At 67.6% G+C, this 16,268-nt stretch carries 19 protein-coding genes; 9 read left to right on the top strand and 10 right to left on the bottom strand.

Going from position 1 to position 16,268, the window contains the following annotated elements; genetic code table 11:
- Window positions 1-156, bottom strand: a 156-nt coding sequence (locus ACILQR_RS05600; protein ID WP_395650522.1) for a Flp family type IVb pilin, incomplete at its 3' end; no start/stop codon positions are given.
- 267 nt (window positions 157-423) lie between these two features.
- Here ACILQR_RS05600 and ACILQR_RS05605 point away from each other — a divergent pair.
- From ACILQR_RS05605 to ACILQR_RS05615, 3 genes are read left to right on the top strand one after another with little or no spacing between them, the layout of a single operon-like run.
- Window positions 424-861: a pilus assembly protein N-terminal domain-containing protein gene (locus tag ACILQR_RS05605; protein ID WP_395650494.1), complete on the top strand. Its 438-nt coding sequence runs from the start codon at window positions 424-426 to the stop codon at window positions 859-861.
- A 13-nt stretch (window positions 862-874) separates the two neighbouring features.
- Window positions 875-1,429: a TadE/TadG family type IV pilus assembly protein gene (locus tag ACILQR_RS05610; protein ID WP_395650495.1), complete on the top strand. Its 555-nt coding sequence runs from the start codon at window positions 875-877 to the stop codon at window positions 1,427-1,429.
- On the top strand, window positions 1,426-1,986 hold the full coding sequence (locus tag ACILQR_RS05615) for a TadE/TadG family type IV pilus assembly protein (protein ID WP_395650496.1): 561 nt from the start codon (window positions 1,426-1,428) through the stop codon (window positions 1,984-1,986). Before ACILQR_RS05610 ends, ACILQR_RS05615 begins: the two co-directional genes overlap by 4 nt.
- A gap of 12 nt (window positions 1,987-1,998) precedes the next feature.
- On the opposite strand, the gene ACILQR_RS05620 is transcribed toward ACILQR_RS05615, so the two are convergent.
- The 5 genes from ACILQR_RS05620 to ACILQR_RS05640 are packed head-to-tail and all read right to left on the bottom strand — an operon-like array spanning window position 1,999 to window position 5,715.
- Window positions 1,999-3,312, bottom strand: coding sequence for an anthranilate synthase component I family protein (locus ACILQR_RS05620; RefSeq protein ID WP_395650497.1), 1,314 nt, complete (start codon window positions 3,310-3,312; stop codon window positions 1,999-2,001).
- The gene (locus ACILQR_RS05625) at window positions 3,309-4,088 is read right to left on the bottom strand and encodes a tyrosine-protein phosphatase (RefSeq protein WP_395650498.1); all 780 of its coding nucleotides are present in this window, start codon (window positions 4,086-4,088) and stop codon (window positions 3,309-3,311) included. The genes ACILQR_RS05620 and ACILQR_RS05625 overlap by 4 nt, the downstream gene beginning before the upstream one ends.
- A gap of 51 nt (window positions 4,089-4,139) precedes the next feature.
- Window positions 4,140-4,448, bottom strand: coding sequence for a winged helix-turn-helix domain-containing protein (locus ACILQR_RS05630; protein ID WP_395650499.1), 309 nt, complete (start codon window positions 4,446-4,448; stop codon window positions 4,140-4,142).
- Window positions 4,448-5,101: a hypothetical protein gene (locus ACILQR_RS05635; protein ID WP_395650500.1), complete on the bottom strand. Its 654-nt coding sequence runs from the start codon at window positions 5,099-5,101 to the stop codon at window positions 4,448-4,450. The genes ACILQR_RS05630 and ACILQR_RS05635 overlap by 1 nt, the downstream gene beginning before the upstream one ends.
- A 14-nt stretch (window positions 5,102-5,115) precedes the next feature.
- Complete coding sequence (locus ACILQR_RS05640) at window positions 5,116-5,715, bottom strand: hypothetical protein (RefSeq protein ID WP_395650501.1); 600 nt, start codon at window positions 5,713-5,715, stop codon at window positions 5,116-5,118.
- A gap of 111 nt (window positions 5,716-5,826) precedes the next feature.
- Between ACILQR_RS05640 and ACILQR_RS05645 the strand changes: the two genes are divergently transcribed.
- From ACILQR_RS05645 to ACILQR_RS05655, 3 genes are all read left to right on the top strand, one after another.
- Window positions 5,827-6,570: an SAM-dependent methyltransferase gene (locus tag ACILQR_RS05645; protein ID WP_395650502.1), complete on the top strand. Its 744-nt coding sequence runs from the start codon at window positions 5,827-5,829 to the stop codon at window positions 6,568-6,570.
- A gap of 375 nt (window positions 6,571-6,945) precedes the next feature.
- On the top strand, window positions 6,946-7,845 hold the full coding sequence (locus tag ACILQR_RS05650) for a hydrogen peroxide-inducible genes activator (protein WP_395650523.1): 900 nt from the start codon (window positions 6,946-6,948) through the stop codon (window positions 7,843-7,845).
- 53 nt (window positions 7,846-7,898) lie between these two features.
- Entirely contained in the window at window positions 7,899-8,306 is a 408-nt protein-coding gene (locus ACILQR_RS05655; RefSeq protein ID WP_395650503.1) for a hypothetical protein, read from the top strand.
- Between the two features lie 68 nt (window positions 8,307-8,374).
- Here ACILQR_RS05655 and acnA read toward each other — a convergent pair whose 3' ends face one another.
- Window positions 8,375-11,116: an aconitate hydratase AcnA gene (gene acnA / locus ACILQR_RS05660; protein WP_395650504.1), complete on the bottom strand. Its 2,742-nt coding sequence runs from the start codon at window positions 11,114-11,116 to the stop codon at window positions 8,375-8,377.
- Window positions 11,117-11,315: 199 nt separating this feature from the next.
- Here acnA and ccmA point away from each other — a divergent pair, with 199 nt between their 5' ends.
- The 3 genes from ccmA (at window position 11,316) to ACILQR_RS05675 (ending at window position 14,122) form a co-directional block, all read left to right on the top strand.
- Window positions 11,316-11,939: a heme ABC exporter ATP-binding protein CcmA gene (ccmA, locus tag ACILQR_RS05665; RefSeq protein WP_395650505.1), complete on the top strand. Its 624-nt coding sequence runs from the start codon at window positions 11,316-11,318 to the stop codon at window positions 11,937-11,939.
- Entirely contained in the window at window positions 11,936-12,688 is a 753-nt protein-coding gene (gene ccmB, locus ACILQR_RS05670) for a heme exporter protein CcmB (RefSeq protein WP_395650506.1), read from the top strand. Before ccmA ends, ccmB begins: the two co-directional genes overlap by 4 nt.
- Window positions 12,689-12,757: 69 nt before the next feature.
- The gene (locus tag ACILQR_RS05675; protein ID WP_395650507.1) at window positions 12,758-14,122 is read left to right on the top strand and encodes a hybrid sensor histidine kinase/response regulator; all 1,365 of its coding nucleotides are present in this window, start codon (window positions 12,758-12,760) and stop codon (window positions 14,120-14,122) included.
- A 300-nt stretch (window positions 14,123-14,422) separates the two neighbouring features.
- Here the strand turns inward: ACILQR_RS05675 and ACILQR_RS05680 are convergent, their stop codons facing one another.
- From ACILQR_RS05680 to ACILQR_RS05690, 3 genes are read right to left on the bottom strand one after another with little or no spacing between them, the layout of a single operon-like run.
- Window positions 14,423-14,986, bottom strand: coding sequence for a Smr/MutS family protein (locus tag ACILQR_RS05680; protein ID WP_395650508.1), 564 nt, complete (start codon window positions 14,984-14,986; stop codon window positions 14,423-14,425).
- A gap of 1 nt (window position 14,987) precedes the next feature.
- Window positions 14,988-15,224: a helix-turn-helix transcriptional regulator gene (locus ACILQR_RS05685; protein ID WP_271146124.1), complete on the bottom strand. Its 237-nt coding sequence runs from the start codon at window positions 15,222-15,224 to the stop codon at window positions 14,988-14,990.
- 12 nt (window positions 15,225-15,236) lie between these two features.
- On the bottom strand, window positions 15,237-15,836 hold the full coding sequence (locus ACILQR_RS05690) for a DUF2975 domain-containing protein (RefSeq protein ID WP_395650509.1): 600 nt from the start codon (window positions 15,834-15,836) through the stop codon (window positions 15,237-15,239).
- Window positions 15,837-16,268 lie beyond the last annotated feature (432 nt).

Genomic DNA, 16,268 nt, shown 5'->3' on the forward strand with positions numbered 1-16,268 from the left:
GCCGGTGGTGACGGCCGCGAACTTGGCGGAGATCGTGGTGCCGAGCGTGGTGACGGCCGAGATGATGACGACGGCGATCAGGGCGGCGATCAGGCCGTACTCGATGGCGGTGGCACCGGATTCGTCGGCAACGAACTTGGAGATGAACTTGGTCATGTGAGTTTCCTTGATTGAGCGAGCAAAAGGGTTGGTACTGAAAGGACCATCGGTTTTGCCCGCTGGATCCCGTTTACAAGCCTCACTCTACGGATAAGCCCTTAAATCGAAGTAAAGCGAACAATAACCAAGGTCTTATGAGCATGGTTACCGACACGTTTACTGTACCCGGCCCGGTCAGGGCCGCCGTTCGCGGCCGTTTCAGACTTTCTTGAGATTTCCGGCGCAGGGTCGCGCCCGTCGCATCGCGCGCCCGGACAGATTTCAATGACCCAGGTTTCCAAGCCCCGCTCGATCCTCGCCGCCTCGCTGTTCGCCCTGTGCATGGCCGCCACGCCTGTCCTGGCCCAGTCGGGGTCGATGAGCGTCGGCATCGACCGCACCCAACGGGTCTCCCTGCGTGGAACGGTGTCGTCGGTGATCGTCTCCAATCCCGCCATTGCCGATGTGACCGTCGTCGACGCCAATACCCTGGTCATCATCGGCAAGGGCTACGGCCAGACCGAGATCCTCGCGGTCGACGCCATCGGCCGTCCGCTGTTCCAGAACCAGATCATCGTTTCGGGCGGTTCGCCCGGCAGTTTGCGCGTCTGGCGCGGGGGTCAGGCGACCGAGATGGCCTGCGCCGCGACCTGTTCGCCGTCGCTGCGGACCTATGAGAACGCCTCGGCCGCCCCCGCCGCCTCGGGCGTCCCGACGCCTTGAGACCGAACTACCGATGATCCGTCGCCCCACCCTTGCCGCCCCGTCCTTTTCGCGTCTGCGCCGCCGTCGTAACCGCGACGGCTCGTCGGCGGTCGAGTTCGCGATGGTGGCCTTCCCCTTCTTCTTCATGATGTTCGCCATCATCGAGTTGGGGATGGTGTTCGTCACCGACTCCGTGCTCGAGACCGCGGTGATCGAGACCGGGCGGCTGGTGCGCACCGGACAGGCGGCCGGATCGAACCTGACGGCAGCCGAGTTCAAGACCCAGTTGTGCGGCAAGATGAGCATCTTCAGTGGCCAGTGCGCCTCGCGCGCGACCGTCGACGTCCGCGAGATTCCCCAGTTCCGCAACCAGAACCCGCCGGACCCCATGGCCAGCGGAACCAGCTTCGACCCGTCGCAACTGACCTATACGACGGGCCAGCCCGGCAGCCTGATCCTTGTCCGCACCTGGTACAAGCAGCCCCTGTTCACCCCGTTCCTGAAGCAGGCCCTGTCCCAGCTCGGTGACGGCGACACCATCATGACCGCGACCACGGCCTTCCGTAACGAGCCCTGGGACCAATGACCGAGCCCGCGAAAGCCCAGGGGTTCCTGTCGCGACTGCGGGGCGACCGACGCGGCGTGTCGGCGGTGGAATTCGCCCTGATCGCGCCGATCATGATCGCCTTCTATTTCGGCCTGGCCGAGTTCTGCCAGGGCTATATGTCCCAGAAGCGCATGGCCCATACGGCCTCGGCGGTGGCCGATCTCGTGGCCCAGACCGACGTGGTCACGACCGACGAACTGGACGACATCATCGCCATCGGCGGCCTGATGATGAAGCCGTTCTCGTCGACGACCCTGACCACCCGCATCTCCAGTGTGACCCGCGACGCCAACGGCGTAGCCAAGGTCGACTGGTCGCGCGCCAGCGGCGTGACCGCCTATACGCCCGGCGGAACCGTCACGGTGCCCGCCGACATCATCTCCAACGGCGAGAGCGCGGTGATGACCGAGACCACCTACGACTACACCTCGCCGATCAAATACCTGATGCCGGCGGTGACCAAATTCTCGAGCGCCTTCTATCTGCGGCCCCGTCGGGTCGACAAGGTGCTGTGCAGCAACTGCCCGACCAGCTGAACCAGCGCCGGACTACCCGGTCAGGGCCCGACGCAGGGCACCGATCTTGACCTCGGTTTCCGCCAGTTCCTGAACCGGATCGCTGTCGGCCACGATGCCGGCCCCGGCCTGGGTGCGGACGCGCCACCGACCCTCGATGCGCTCGAAACTGGCCGTGCGGATCAGGACCGAGGCGGTCAGGTTCGCGTCCTCGTCCATCAGAAACAGCGACCCGCACCAGGCCCCGCGCGGCGGTTCATGGGCGGCGATCACCTTCATCGCCTGATGCTTGGGCGCGCCGGTGATCGACCCCGGCGGAAAGGTCGCCTGCAACAGGTCGGCAGCGTCATGGTCCACCGCCAGCCGCCCCGAAACGGTCGAGACCAGATGATGCACGGTCGGCAGGGCTTCCTGGGCGAACAGCTTTTCGACCCTCACCGTCCCGGCCTCGCAGACTCGCGACAGATCGTTGCGCATCAGATCGACGATCATCAGGTTCTCGGCCCGGTCCTTGGCGCTGGCCAGCAGGTCGGCGGCATTGGCGGCGTCCCGCACGGAATCGGGATCGCGCGGCCGCGTGCCCTTGATCGGCCGGGTCTCAACGCGGCGGTCGGCGGCGTCCAGCGTCAGGAACAGCTCCGGCGAATTCGACACCAGGGCCCGCTCGCCCAGCCTCCAGAAGGCCCCGTAGGGCGCGGCCCCGCCCTGCGCCAACCGCACGAAGACGTCGAAGGGGTCGGCTGATGGCTCCAGCGCCGCCGTCCAGCCGCGCGCGATATTGGCCTGGAACAGGTCGCCTGCCCGGATGCGTGCCACCACGGCGGCGACCGCGTCGAGATAGGTCTGGTCGTCTGCATCGGGGACCAGGGCCGCTGCGGGCGGCGGGGGTGCGTCCGGCGATCTCGCCCCCGACATCCAGCCCTGTGCGCGGTCGCAGGCGTCGCGAGCTGCCGCCTCGTCCCCGCCCCAGCCGATCGCGCAGACCTTGCCCGCGTCATGATCGAACACCAGGATCGCCGCATACTGCGCCAGCATCAGGTCGGGCCACACCGTCTCGCGCAACCCCGTCGCGACCCGCGCACCGGCGTCATAGCTAGCCAGGCCGACAACCCCGGCCGTCAGGACGTCGCCCGTCAGCCCGGCGAACGGCCCCCCTTCGGCCGCGTCCGGCGTCGCTTTCCATTCCGGTTCGACGGCCACGAACGACCGGCTGCCGGGCAGGGCCGGATCGGACAGCAGACACAGGGCCCCGTCCCGCATCGCCAGCCCGGCCGCGACCTCCAGCGGTTCACGCCAGTTCAGGGTTCGGACGCAACGGACACGCCCGCCGTCGCGGGTCTCGCTCATGCCGCCAGCCGCTCGCCGATCCGGTCCCGCGCGGCCGTATCGACGCCGAGCGCGGTCTCCAGATAGGCGTCGATCGACCCGTACCGGTCGGTGATCGCGCCCCATGCCGCCTCCAGATAGGCGGCCTCGACGCCGAGAAAGGCGACCAGGGCGCTATGCGACGGTTCCCGGCCCGTCGTCTTCTTCAGACTGGCCGCGATCCTGGGCGCGATCCGCTCCATGTCGACTGCGGTATTGGTCAGCAGATAGTCCTCCAGCAGGTCGTCATGCCCGACCCCCAGGATGTGATGCGTCAGGGCGGCCAGCAGGCCGGTGCGGTCCTTGCCCGCCGCGCAGTGGATCAGGACCGGCCGGTCACTGTCGGCAATGCTGCGGAAATAGCCGCCGAAGGTTTCGATATGGGCCGGCGAGAAGGGCATGTCGCGGTACAGGCCGGTCATGAACTCACGCCCCGTATCGGCCGTCAGGTCGGCGGTCTTCAGGAAGGTGACGTGCGGCGCCTCGCCCGCCGCATCCAGATCGCTCTCGATGACCCGACCGTCGAACGCGGCATGGCGACGCGACGGTTGCTGGGTCCGTTCCACCTTGCGGCGCAGATCGACGATCGTGCCCAGCCCCAGTCCGCCCAGTGCTTCCAGATCGGCGTCGCTCAGCCGGCCGTGATGCCCCGACCGGAACAGCCGTCCTGACCGCACCCGACCGCCCGCCGCCGTGGCGTAGTCGCCGTAGTCGCGCAGGTTTTCGAGGGTGGCGAGCTTGAGCAGGCGCGAGGTCATCTAGCCTCTATAGGTCGGTGGACGGGGCCCCCGCCAGCCCCACGGACAGGGTCAGCGCGCCGCACCCGTCAGGCCGGACATGGCGTCCAGATAGGCGACGAACGCGCCTCTCCCCGTTTCGGTCATCCGTGCCTCGGTCAGAGGCTTTCGACCCTGGAACCGCTTGTCGATGGCCACGAACCCGGCGTCCTCGAGCTTTCGCAGATGCACCGACAGATTGCCGTCGGTGGTCTGGAGCCGGGCCTTCAGGGTGTTGAAGTCGGCGCTGTCGACTCCGGCCAGCACGGCCATGATCCCCAGCCGGATCCGTCCGTGGATGACCTCGTCGATGCGGCCGATGTCGAACGACGGATCGCTCATCAGCCCTGTCCCGATCCTGGTCCTTCGGCCGCCCGGACCTTGCGCATCAACAGCGCCCCGGGCAGGGCCATGAGGCCGAACAGGCACAGCGCATAGACCAGATACTGCCAGGTCGAGCCGGTGAAGGCCGCCAGAACGGGCGCGGCGACGAAGGACGCGACCGACAGACGCCACAGGAAGGTGGAACGGAACATGGCCCCGCTGACCGCCCAGCCCAGGCCGTAGAAGACCATGATGACCGACGGGATCAGGCCCAGCGCCACGGCAGAGACGTCCGCTCCCATTCGCCATCCCATCAGCCCCATGGAGACGAACAGGGTGAAGATGCCCAGCCCCACGGAGGTCCAGACCGTCGCGGAGGCCCGGTTGGCGGCCGTGCGGACCCCGCTCGATCGTCCCGTCCGAATCCCGTGGATCGTCGCGAAGGCCACGAAGGCGACCGTGATGATCGGCCAGACGATGGCTAGGCTGGACGGCGCGATCGGCAAGGCCTGCGACAGCACCGCCCATTGATACAGGCTGGCCCCGCCGAAGAGCAGCCCGGCAGCCAGCAATGTGGCACCGCCGCGCAGCGGCTCGGCCGCACCTTCGGCGGCGAGGTTGCGCATCCAGGCGATGTCGGCGGCTTCGGCCGGGACGTGAGGTTCGGGCATGGTCGTTATTCCTCTTAGATTCGGCCACGGAAGACCAGCACCAGCCCGGGCAGCAGGGCAAAGGCGATCAGGCCGCAGGCATAGGCCAGATATTGATCGGGCGTCCCGACCAGGGTCGCGACCCCGCCCGCCGCGCACAGACATCCCAGGGCAACCGCCCCGATCCAGGCCTTGCGCGTCCGCACCGCTGCGGTGCCCCAGGCGATTCCGTACAGGGCCAGTCCGACGACCGAGGTCCACATCATCAGGCTCCATTGACCCGTCGCGGCCGATGCAACGACCAGCGCGAGGGCCGCACCGATCTGGCTCAGGATGGCGAACCGCGACCAGACGGCGGTGCGGCGGCCGGCCTCTCCGCCTGCGGCCCTCAACTGGCGCAGGATGACCAGGAAGGTTCCGACGGCGATCGGCCAGGTCAGGGACAGCACCGCCGGATGCAGGTTCACGGCACCGCTCATGATCGCCCACTGCACCGCATTGGCCACGGCGAAGATCGATCCGGCGGCGATCAGGTTGCGACCCGCGGCGACGGCCAACGTCGTCTCGGCTGGCGTCGTGGCGATCGGTGCCGCAGCGCGGCTCAGGGAGACGGAAGAGGCGAGGGTCGATGTCATGGCGCGCTCCGTTGAAGTCTCCGCCTTATCTCTCATCAACTTTGGAATGTAAAGTGCTTTCTCATTCTGTCTTGGGCCTGACGACAGGACGCGCTAACACCGGCCATGCGCATGAGCTTCCACCGCATCGCCTATGAGGCGCTCGAGGTCTGCAATGCCGTGGACCTCGACACGATCGAGGCCGCGATCGCCCTGACCGACCTGACGCCGCGCGCGCGCGCGCTCGACATCGGTTGCGGCAACGCCTCCGTCTCGATCCGGCTGGCCGGGCGGTTCGGCCTTCTGGTCGAGGCGGTCGAGATCGATCCTGCCATCGTCGACCTGGCCCGCGACCGTGTCGCCTCGGCCGGGCTGGATGCTCGGGTCGTGTTGCGCGAGGGCGCGTCGCCGCAGGTGCTGACGGCCTCGGCCCCCTACGACCTGATCGTCGCCCTTGGGGTGATCGAGCCGACCGGGCCGGGCATCCGCGCCCCCCAGGCCATGCTGGAGGGTCTGCGCGCCCACCTGTCGTCGGGCGGGTGGTTGTTGTGGGGGGATATGGTCTGGCTGGACGAACCGCCGGGACCGCTGCGTCAGCTGGTCGAGCTGAACAACCTCTACACCGACCACGATGGCTGGCAGGCTGCGGCCGAGGCCGCCGGGTTCGAGGTGGCTTCGGCCGTCTTGTCGAGCCAGGACCGCTGGGACCGTTATGGCGACACCATGCAGTCCGCTGTCGCCGCCTGGCTGGACGCCAACCCGACCCATCCGGACGCCCCGGCCATCGCGGGCCGCGCCCATCAGCTGAAGCTGATGTTCGATTTCGGACGCGGGGTCATGGGATTCGGCCTGTATCTGCTGAGAAATCCGGTCTGACCGCCTTCAGGGAGCAAGGCCGTTGAAGTCACGGCTGGCGGGACATGTCGTCTGCCCGTCGCTGGAAGCTGCAAAAGAAGCAGGAATATTTTCTTCACCGGCTCTTGCGCCCGGTGTCTCGCGTCCCATCTGATTGTCTGGGTCTTTGACACCTTCCAGCCGACGACCCTCCGCACCTGCGGTTCAGGCTCCGTTCGTCCTGCCGACAGGGGGCTCGACCCGCCCGGCAACGACCGACTGTTCTCCTCCAATTTGGCGCTGTGGCGGTTTGGCGGTCACTTTTTCAACCGCCACCGCCAGCCTGGCTTGCCGACCTTGAACAAGGCTATCCGATCGTCCTCGCCATTTCCATAGGAAGCGCCTATGTTCGCTTCCATGCTCCCCACCCTGCGCCAGCTCCAGTATCTGAAACTCCTGGCCGAGCATGCCTCGTTCAGCCGGGCAGCCGAGGCAGCTCACGTCAGCCAGCCGGCTCTGTCGGCCGGGGTCCAGGAACTTGAACGTATTCTGGGCGCCCCCGTCGTCGAGCGGACCCGGGGCAATGTCCAACTGACCGCCGTGGGGGCCGAGGCCGTGCGCCGCGCCGAGGACGTCCTGGCCCGCACCGAGGATCTGGTCGAAGCCGCACGGAGTGCAGGCCGGCCCCTGTCCGGCCGGTTCCGGCTGGGGATCATCCCGACCGTCGCCCCCTTCCTTCTGCCCGCCACTTTACCGGGCCTGAAGTCGGCCTATCCAGGCCTGCGACTGTTCATCCGCGAGGACCTGACGCCGCGCCTGATCGCCGGGCTCAAGGCGGGCCAGCTCGATGCCGCCATCATCGCCCTGCCCTATGATGCACCGGGCATCGACCACGCCCACATCGGCCATGACGAAATCCTGGCCGTGGCTCCTGTCGGCCACGCCCTGGCCGTGCCCGGCGCGATCGGGCCGGGGTCCCTGACCTCGTCGGAACTGATCCTGCTGGAGGACGGTCATTGCCTGCGCGACCAGGCCCTTGCGGCCTTCGACATCGACCCGCCCAAGGGTGACGACGTCTTCGCCGCCACCAGCCTGCACACCCTGGTCCAGATGGTCGGGTCGGGGCTCGGCGTCTCCTTTCTGCCCGAGATGGCCGTGCGCGCGGGCCTGGCCGACAACCCGGCGGTCGTGACCCGCCACATCACCCCGAAAGGTGCCCGCGCCGTCCCCAGCCGTGAGATCGTCGTCGCCTGGCGATCCGGCTCCAGCCGCGCCGCCGAGGCCCGCCTGCTGGCCGAGGCCATGGCCCAGGATTGAGCCAGCCCGGATCACGGTCTTCCCACCGACCGGTTCGCGTGTAGGGTCGGCCCATGACCCTGCGCACCCTCGCCGCCTGGCTGGCTTCCCTGCTGCTCATCGGGGGCGTGCTCGCCTGTGCGCCGACATCCGGCCCGGTGCTGGACAATGCCGACGATCGACCGGCACCCAGTCTGGCCGGGCACGACCCGGCCTGGGACAGCGATCCGGCCCTCTGTGCCCGCGCCAGCGGGGCCATCCGGCGCGTCGGGCTGATGAACATGCCCTATTGCGTCATCCCCATGCCCGACGCCGGCAAGGCCTGCACCGACAAGGCCGACTGCACCGGCCGGTGCATCCAGTTCGACATTTCCAGGGTCGGCAAGAGCACCACCGGCGTCTGCCAGCGCGAGAACGTCCAGTTCGGCTGCTTCTCAGAGGTCAAGGACGGCAAGGCCCAACCGGCCTTGTGTGCGGACTGAGCGCCGGCTGAAACGAAAAGGGCCGGCGGATCGCTCCGCCGGCCCTCATTCTAGTTTGCTCGGAGGACCTACTCCGCTGCGATCTCTTCCGGTTGCGGCAGGGGCGCGTTGGCCACGCCACCAGCGAGGTTGCGCAGGACGTAGGGCATGACGCCGCCGGCCTTGAAGTAGTCGAGCTCGGTCTGGTTATCGATGCGGCAGCGGACCGGGAAGCGGGCCATCTTGCCGTCCGAGGGGCGGAACAGCTCGACCCACAGGTCCTGACGCGGCTTCAGCTTGCCGATGTTGACGTCGGACAGGCCGCGCACGGTCACGATCTCTTCGCCGGTCAGGCCCAGCTTGACCCAGCCGTCCGCCTTGAACTGCAGCGGCACCACACCCATCCCGACAAGGTTGGAGCGGTGGATCCGCTCGTAGCTTTCGGCGATGACGGCGCGGACGCCCAGCAGGCGCGTGCCCTTGGCCGCCCAGTCGCGCGACGAGCCCGTGCCGTATTCCTTGCCCGCGAACACGACCAGCGGCCGGCCCTCGGACTGGTAGCGCATGGCCGCGTCATAGATCGACATGGTGTCACCGGACGGGAAGTGCTTGGTGACCCCACCCTCGATGTCTGGGGTGATGCGGTTCCGGATGCGGATGTTGGCGAAGGTGCCGCGCATCATGACCTGGTGGTTGCCGCGACGCGCGCCGTAACCGTTGAAGTCCAGCGGCTCGACGCCGTTGTTGACCAGATACTGGCCAGCCGGCGACGAGGTCTTGATCGAACCGGCCGGGGAGATGTGGTCGGTGGTGATCGAGTCGCCGAAGATGGCCAGGACGCGGCCCTCGACGATGTCGGTGACCGCCGTCGGCTCCATCGACAGCCCCTCGAAATAGGGCGGGTTCTGGACGTAGGTGGACTCCGAATCCCAGTCGTAGGTCTGGCCGCCCTCGATCTTGATGCCCTGCCAGTGCTTGTCGCCCTTGAAGACGTCCTTGTAGCGTTTGGCGAACATGGCCGGGGTGACCGACTTGCGCTGGATTTCGGCGACCTCGGCCGAGGTCGGCCAGATGTCCTTCAGGAAGACGTCGTTGCCCTTCTTGTCCTGGCCGAGCGGCTGGGTCGTGATGTCGATCCGCATCGAGCCGGCGATGGCATAGGCGACGACCAGCGGCGGCGAGGCCAGGTAGTTGGCCTGGACGTCGGGGTTCACCCGGCCCTCGAAATTGCGGTTGCCGGACAGCACCGAGGTGGCGACCAGGGCGTTGTCGTTGATCGCCTTGGAGATCGCGGGGCTCAGCGGACCCGAGTTGCCGATGCAGGTGGTGCAGCCGTAGCCGACCAGGTTGAAGCCCAGCGCATCCAGGTCCTTGGTCAGGCCCGCGTCGTTCAGATAGTCGGTGACCACCTGAGAGCCGGGTGCCAGCGATGTCTTGACCCAGGGCTTGGCCTTGAGGCCCAGGGCATTGGCCTTCCTCGCCACCAGACCGGCGGCGATCAGGACCGACGGGTTGGAGGTGTTGGTGCAGGAGGTGATGGCCGCGATCACGACGTCGCCGTCGCCGACGGTGAACTTCTCACCCTCGACCGCGACACGCTCGGCATCGGCCGGACGGGCGAAGGTGCCGGTCAGGTGGGCTTCGAACTCGGGGGCCGCGGTGGTCAGTTCGACCCGGTCCTGGGGGCGCTTGGGTCCGGCCAGTGACGGCACGATCGAGGCGAGGTCCAGTTCCAGGGTGTCGGTGAAGACGGGGTCTTCGCTGGTCTCGTCGATCCACAGGCCCTGGGCCTTGGCATAGGCCTCGACCAGGGCGACGCGCGCCTTGTCGCGGCCGGTCGCGGTCAGATAGTCGATGGTGGCGCGCGACACGGGGAAGAAGCCGCAGGTGGCGCCGTATTCGGGGGCCATGTTGGCGATGGTCGCCTGGTCTTCCAGGGTCAGGCCGGCCAGGGCGTCGCCGAAGAACTCGACGAACTTGCCGACCACGCCCTTCTTGCGCAGCATCTGGGTGACGGTCAGGACCAGGTCGGTCGCCGTGGCGCCTTCCGGCAGGCGGCCGGTCAGGCGGAAGCCGATGACTTCGGGGATCAGCATCGGGATCGGCTGACCCAGCATGGCGGCCTCGGCCTCGATGCCGCCGACGCCCCAGCCCAGCACGGCCAGGCCGTTGATCATGGTGGTGTGGCTGTCGGTGCCGACGACGGTGTCGGGATAGGCGACGGTCTTCTTGCCTTCTTCAAGGGTCCAGACGGTCTGGGCCAGGTTCTCGAGGTTGACCTGGTGGCAGATGCCGGTGCCGGGGGGCACGACGCGGAAGTTGGCGAAGGCAGACGAGCCCCAGCGCAGGAAGTTGTAGCGCTCGATGTTGCGCTCGTATTCACGCTCGACGTTCTGGCCGAAGGCTTTCGCGGTGCCGAAATTGTCCACCATGACCGAGTGGTCGATGACCAGGTCGACGGGGTTCAGCGGGTTGATCTTGGAGGGGTCGGCACCCAGCGCCGTCATGGCGTCGCGCATCGCGGCCAGATCGACCACGGCAGGCACGCCGGTGAAGTCCTGCATCAGCACACGCGCCGGACGGAAGGCGATCTCGTGCTCGACCGATCCCTTGTTGTCGATCCAGGCGGCGACGGCCTTGAGGTCGGCTTCGGTGACCGAAACCCCGTCCTCGTTGCGCAGCAGGTTCTCCAGCAGCACCTTCATGGAGCGTGGCAGGCGGGAAATCCCGGTCAGGCCTGCTTCCTCGGCGGCGGGAAGGCTGTAATAGGCGTATTTCTTGCGACCGACCGTGAGGTCCTTGCGCGTATTCAGGCTGTCATTGGACGGCATTCGAGAGGCTTCCTCTGCTCTACGCCGCCCGACAATCCGGTTGCACGTTCGCGCGGTCGACGACGGGGCGCACAGGTCCCCGACGCGCGCGGCGAACGCCTGCTGCGGCTGGGGCGGCTATAGCCCCGGTCAAGGTCGCCGTCCATGTATCCACGTCCGGTGTGAGGACATTGAGAATGGGTCGCAGGAGGGTGGTCCCGTGATCCACACCCTCTCCCTCTCCGCCCTGACCCTGGCCCGTGGCGAGCGGACCCTGTTTCGCGACCTCGATTTCACCGTCGCCGCCGGAGACTGCGTCGCCCTGACCGGCCCGAACGGGGCGGGCAAGACCTCCCTGCTGCGCGCCGTTGCGGGCCTGATCCGGCCTGAGAGCGGCGAGATCGCCTTTCACGACGGCGATGCCAACCTCATCGACCCGACCGACGCCCGGGGCCGCGAGGTCCATCTGGTCGGGCATCTGGACGGGCTGAAGGGGGCTCGCACCGCCCGCGACGAACTGATGTTCCAGTCCGACTGGCTGGGTCATACCCAGGACGGCTTCGACGACGCGGTCGCGACCTTCGGCCTGAAGCCCCTGCTGGACCTGGAGGTGCGCAAGCTGTCGGCGGGCCAGCGCCGTCGTCTGGCCCTGGGTCGTCTGCTGGGCTCGCCCCGCGCCCTGTGGTTGCTGGACGAACCCTTCGGACCGCTTGACGCCCGCTGGCGAGAGGCCTTCGCCGAGGTCATGCGTCGTCACCTTGCCGCCGACGGTCTGATCGTCTGCGCCGTCCACGACCCCCTTCCCATTCCGAGCCGTTCTTTGGTTCTGGAGGGGCCGGCATGAGTGGGCCGCCGCTGCCGAAATGGGGAGAAGGCGATCCCGACGGGGCCGAGCCCGGCCCGCCAGAGCCGCAACTGCCGGGTCCGCGCGGCGGCACGCGCGTGCTGTTCGAGCGCGAGCTGTCCCTGGCCTGGAGCGGTGGCGGCGGACCCCTGCTGGCCTGCGCCTTCTTCGCCTGCCTGACCGCCATCCTGCCTCTGGCGGCCGGGGGCGCGATCGAGACCCTGCGACCGGTCGCGGCCGGCGCGGCGTGGCTGGCCCTCGCCCTGTCGTCCTTGCTGTCGCTGGAGCGATTGTTCGAGCGCGATCTGGAGGATGGTGGCCTCGACCTGCTGGCCACGGCCCACCTGTCGCTGGAGGCCGTCTTCGTGATCAAGGCGCTGAGCCAGTGGGTCGCCACCGGCCTGCCTCTGGCCCTGGCCGCGCCCGTTGCCGCCCTGGCCTTGGGTCAACCCCTTCACCTTGCGCCCCTGACCGCGCTGGCGGCAGGGATCGGCGGGTTGGGGTTCGCTTTCACCGGGGCGCTCGGGGCTGCTCTCGCACTCGGTGCCAGACGCGGCGGCCTGCTGATCGCCGTCGTCGTCCTGCCGCTGTTCATCCCGCCGGTGGTGTTCGGTTCGGGAGCCCTCGTCCGGGCCGCAGAGGGACTGCCCGTCGGGCCGGCCCTGGCCCTGCTCGGCGCCTACTGTCTTTTTGCCGCCTTGCTCAGCCCCTTTGCCGGGGCCGCCGCCATTCGCAACGCCCAAGGCTGAGAATGCAACTCAAGGTTTTACGATAAAGCAACCTGTGGCCGTTTACCCTGTCAGGGGGAGGACGTGCTCATGGGATTTCTTCTGGTCATTATCGCCGTGGCTCTGACCGCCGCGCTGGCGGGGCTCAGTCTGGCGACGCGGGCGCGGGGCGAGGCGGTCCGGCTGCGGGCGATCAACAATTCGCTGGAGGCCCGCGTGACCGAGGCCACCCGAGAGATGCGCTCAGCCCTGGCCACCGCCGACCAGCAGGCGCGGGGTCTTGCCGCCGCCAGCCAGGCCAAGACCGACTTCCTGGCGGGGATGAGCCATGAACTTCGCACCCCCCTGAACGCCGTCATCGGCTTTGCCGACCTGATGAGGATGAATGTCGCGACCGAGCCCCTGACCCTGCGCCAGCATCAGGCGGTCGAACATATCCTCGGCGCCGGACAGCACCTGCTGGCCCTGATCGAGGAGGTGCTGGACCTCGCCCGGATCGAGGCCGGCAAGCTGTCGATGTCGATCGAGGCCGTGGATCCGCATCTGGTCGCCCGACAGGTCTGCCAGTCCCTGAAGCTTGAGGCCGAGGCCGCCGGCGTGACCCTGAGAGCGCCGCCCGTCGTCGCCGGCTTCGGCGTCGTCGCCGACAGGACCCGCCTGCGCCAGATCCTGCTCAACCTCGTGTCCAACGCCATTCGCTACAACCGTCCGGGCGGCCACGTCATCGTCGAACTGCGCCAGGGGCGGGACGGCGTCATCCTGTCTGTGCGCGATACGGGAGCCGGGATTCCGGCCGACCGGATGGTGGAACTGTTCCAGCCCTTCAACCGCCTCGGCCGCGAGGCTTCGAGCCTTGCGGGCGCAGGCATCGGCCTGACCGTCTCGCGTCGCCTGGCCGAGGCCATGAACGGGCGGCTGGAAGCCAGCAGCCGCGAAGGCGAGGGGTCATGCTTCACGCTTCATCTGCCGGTGGCCCGCCACACGGCACCGGAGATCGTGGCCTCCGAGATTCCCGAACTGGACGTTCCCGCCTTTCCAGGCGGCGCGGCGACGATGCTCTATGTCGAGGACAATCCGTCCAATATCGCCCTGATGCGGCACGTGATCGAAGCTTTGGGTTCGATCCGCCTGCACGTCGCAGAGACCGGCCATGACGGCCTGGCCCTGGCGCGCGATCTGAGGCCCGACATCATCCTGCTGGACATCAACCTGCCCGGCCTGAACGGATTCCAGCTGAAGGCCGGTCTGGATGCAGACCCCCTGACCCGGGGGATACCGGTTCTCGCCCTGTCGGCCAGCGCCATGCCCAGCGACATAAAACGCGGCAAGACGGCGGGCTTCCGCGACTATCTGACCAAGCCGCTCGACATTCGGGCCTTCGCCCGTGCCCTGAACCGTGCGTTGACCGAGGTCAGCCCGATGGCCGAGGCCGAGACCTCGCGCCGGGTGGCCTAATCCGTTTGTCGGTTGATTTGATCCGTGAGGTGCAGGTGGTTCATCACCAAGGGCACCAAGAATTCACCAAGCACACGACGAGATCGCGCTGGGTTCGGAGGTCGCCGATCGTTCACGTATGGCAGGGTGTGCTCAAGTGAGGCGGCTTCGCCGCAACTCAATTTTACGCAGCCCGACCGAGGGAAAAATTCTGTCGATGACGCGGGCTAGGTTCCTTCGTGTTCTTCGTGAATTCTTGGTGCCCTTGGTGATGAACCCACTGTGCGCACGCAGTTCGGCTCAACTGCAAATAGGAGGGTTCTAGCGCTTTCGCAGGGTGACGTAGATGGCGCCGTCGCCGCCGTGGCGGCGGTGGGCCCAGGCGAAGCCGGAGACGACGCTGCGCAGGGCCGGGGCGTGCAGCCAGTCGTGAACCGAGGCGCGGATCACGCCACCGCCTCTGCGGCCCTGGCCGGTGATGACCAGAACGGCGGACAGGCCGCGCGCCTGACAGCCCGACAGGAAGGCCCGCAGCTGGTCCTCGGCCTCGAACCGGCCAAAGCCGTGCAGATCGATCGTGGCCTGGATCGGATCGCGTTCCCGCGACAGGCGGCGCTGGCGGCGAGGCTCCAGTTCGTGTGGTGCCGGACGGGCGACGGAAGCGGGCAGGGGCGTCGAGACCGGTCCTGCTCCGGCGACAGGCTTCGGTCGAGGCAGCGGCCTGGGCGGGGTCTTGATCGGTGCGGCGGCCAGGATGTCCGGTATCGGCGCGCCGCCGGGGATCACCCGAGCGGCCTTGCGCGATTTCGGCGGGGTCACAGAGCCCGAGACGCGAGCCCAGATGCGGCGGTCCTCGGTGGTCAGATCCTTGGGAGGTTTCGCCACCTCAGGCGTCGTCGCCTTCGCCGGTCGCCTGGGGGCCCGGCTCATGGGCCAGCAGATCGCCGGGCTGGCAGTCCAGTTCGCGGCACAGGGCGTCCAGGGTCGAGAACCGGATGGCCCGGGCCTTGCCCGTCTTGAGGATCGACAGATTGGCCAGGGTCACGCCGACGCGATCGGCCAGTTCGGTCAGCGACATGCGCCGTTCGAGCAGGATGCGGTCGAGTTGGATGCGAATGGCCATGAGTGCGGTCTATCAGATCGTGAGTTCGGATTCGCGACGCAGCCGGGCGCCCTCGCGGAACACCTCGGCCAGGACGAAGACGACGAGGACGGAAAAGATCGGGGTTAGCAGGTCAGCGGGCCCTTGGGAGTCCATGACGCCCCGCGCCAGCTTCGCGGAGACGATTGCCTGCCAGAACCAAACCCCGCCTGTTACTGTCGCCAAGGTCAGGCCGATCTGGCGCAATCGGCTGACGTTCTCGGGCTGAAACGGATCACCCAACGTAAGGCTGCGGAAAATCATCCGCAGATTCCTCAGGATCAGCAAGAAGCCGCCGAACCAGGCCGTGAAGGCACCGATCCCGAAGAGTAGCAGGGCGCGCGTCAAGGGTTGAGCGACCCCGCTATTCCGATCCGTGACCATGAGATTGTCCGACAGAGGAACGAAGATGGCGGCAACGAAGGCCAGCAGCAGGATGGCGGTGATCAGCATCAGCAGGACGAAGGCGACGTCCAGAGCGATCTTGAGCACACTCGACACGGAGCCGGGGCCCAGGGTGCGCGGTCCGCGCAGGGCGAAGCCGGGGATGCGGGCGAACCGGGTCGAGGATGTCAGAAGGATCGGCAGGCGCATGGTGCGCGTGTCACCCGGCCGGACCAGAGGGCGAGATCGCCGCGCGGGGCCCGGCGAACCCCGACGCGGCGCAAGTCTTCGCGGTCTTGAAGGGTCTCGTCAAAGGGTGATCTTTCTCTGCCTTGAGGGGCCGACGGTCGAGGGGACGAATCCCGGGTCGACCGTCGTGGCCCGCTTCAGCGTTTCGCGTGTCGGCCGAAGGGCCGGACGCGGTAGGCGCCGCTTCTGGGAAGCGGTAGGCAGAGGCTGTTTAGAATGCCTGGACGAGGATGGCGACCATGGCGGTCGGCAGGGCGGCCAGCAGGGCGGCGTTGACGAGGACTGCACCAATGCGGTCCATGAAAAGCGAGGCGTTCATCGTGCTCATCGTAGTTCTCCTGAATGTGGGTCATTTATTGCCCACTTGATATTGCCGCAGGGTTGAAAAAGTCC

It is taken from the genome of Brevundimonas sp. (genome assembly GCF_044239655.1).
Lineage (GTDB): Bacteria > Pseudomonadota > Alphaproteobacteria > Caulobacterales > Caulobacteraceae > Brevundimonas.

Bases quoted from the DNA above. Each gene is read 5' to 3' on its own strand.
- ACILQR_RS05685 (WP_271146124.1), bottom strand. From the start codon at position 15,224: ATGGCCATTCGCATCCAACTCGACCGCATCCTGCTCGAACGGCGCATG.
- acnA (WP_395650504.1), bottom strand. From the start codon at position 11,116: ATGCCGTCCAATGACAGCCTGAATACGCGCAAGGACCTCACGGTCGGT.
- ccmB (WP_395650506.1), top strand. From the start codon at position 11,936: ATGAGTGGGCCGCCGCTGCCGAAATGGGGAGAAGGCGATCCCGACGGG.
- ACILQR_RS05650 (WP_395650523.1), top strand. From the start codon at position 6,946: ATGCTCCCCACCCTGCGCCAGCTCCAGTATCTGAAACTCCTGGCCGAG.
- ACILQR_RS05610 (WP_395650495.1), top strand. From the start codon at position 875: ATGATCCGTCGCCCCACCCTTGCCGCCCCGTCCTTTTCGCGTCTGCGC.
- ACILQR_RS05620 (WP_395650497.1), bottom strand. From the start codon at position 3,312: ATGAGCGAGACCCGCGACGGCGGGCGTGTCCGTTGCGTCCGAACCCTG.
- ACILQR_RS05640 (WP_395650501.1), bottom strand. From the start codon at position 5,715: ATGACATCGACCCTCGCCTCTTCCGTCTCCCTGAGCCGCGCTGCGGCA.
- ACILQR_RS05655 (WP_395650503.1), top strand. From the start codon at position 7,899: ATGACCCTGCGCACCCTCGCCGCCTGGCTGGCTTCCCTGCTGCTCATC.
- ACILQR_RS05690 (WP_395650509.1), bottom strand. From the start codon at position 15,836: ATGCGCCTGCCGATCCTTCTGACATCCTCGACCCGGTTCGCCCGCATC.
- ACILQR_RS05645 (WP_395650502.1), top strand. From the start codon at position 5,827: ATGAGCTTCCACCGCATCGCCTATGAGGCGCTCGAGGTCTGCAATGCC.
- ACILQR_RS05605 (WP_395650494.1), top strand. From the start codon at position 424: ATGACCCAGGTTTCCAAGCCCCGCTCGATCCTCGCCGCCTCGCTGTTC.
- ACILQR_RS05615 (WP_395650496.1), top strand. From the start codon at position 1,426: ATGACCGAGCCCGCGAAAGCCCAGGGGTTCCTGTCGCGACTGCGGGGC.
- ACILQR_RS05625 (WP_395650498.1), bottom strand. From the start codon at position 4,088: ATGACCTCGCGCCTGCTCAAGCTCGCCACCCTCGAAAACCTGCGCGAC.
- ACILQR_RS05630 (WP_395650499.1), bottom strand. From the start codon at position 4,448: ATGAGCGATCCGTCGTTCGACATCGGCCGCATCGACGAGGTCATCCAC.
- ACILQR_RS05675 (WP_395650507.1), top strand. From the start codon at position 12,758: ATGGGATTTCTTCTGGTCATTATCGCCGTGGCTCTGACCGCCGCGCTG.
- ACILQR_RS05635 (WP_395650500.1), bottom strand. From the start codon at position 5,101: ATGCCCGAACCTCACGTCCCGGCCGAAGCCGCCGACATCGCCTGGATG.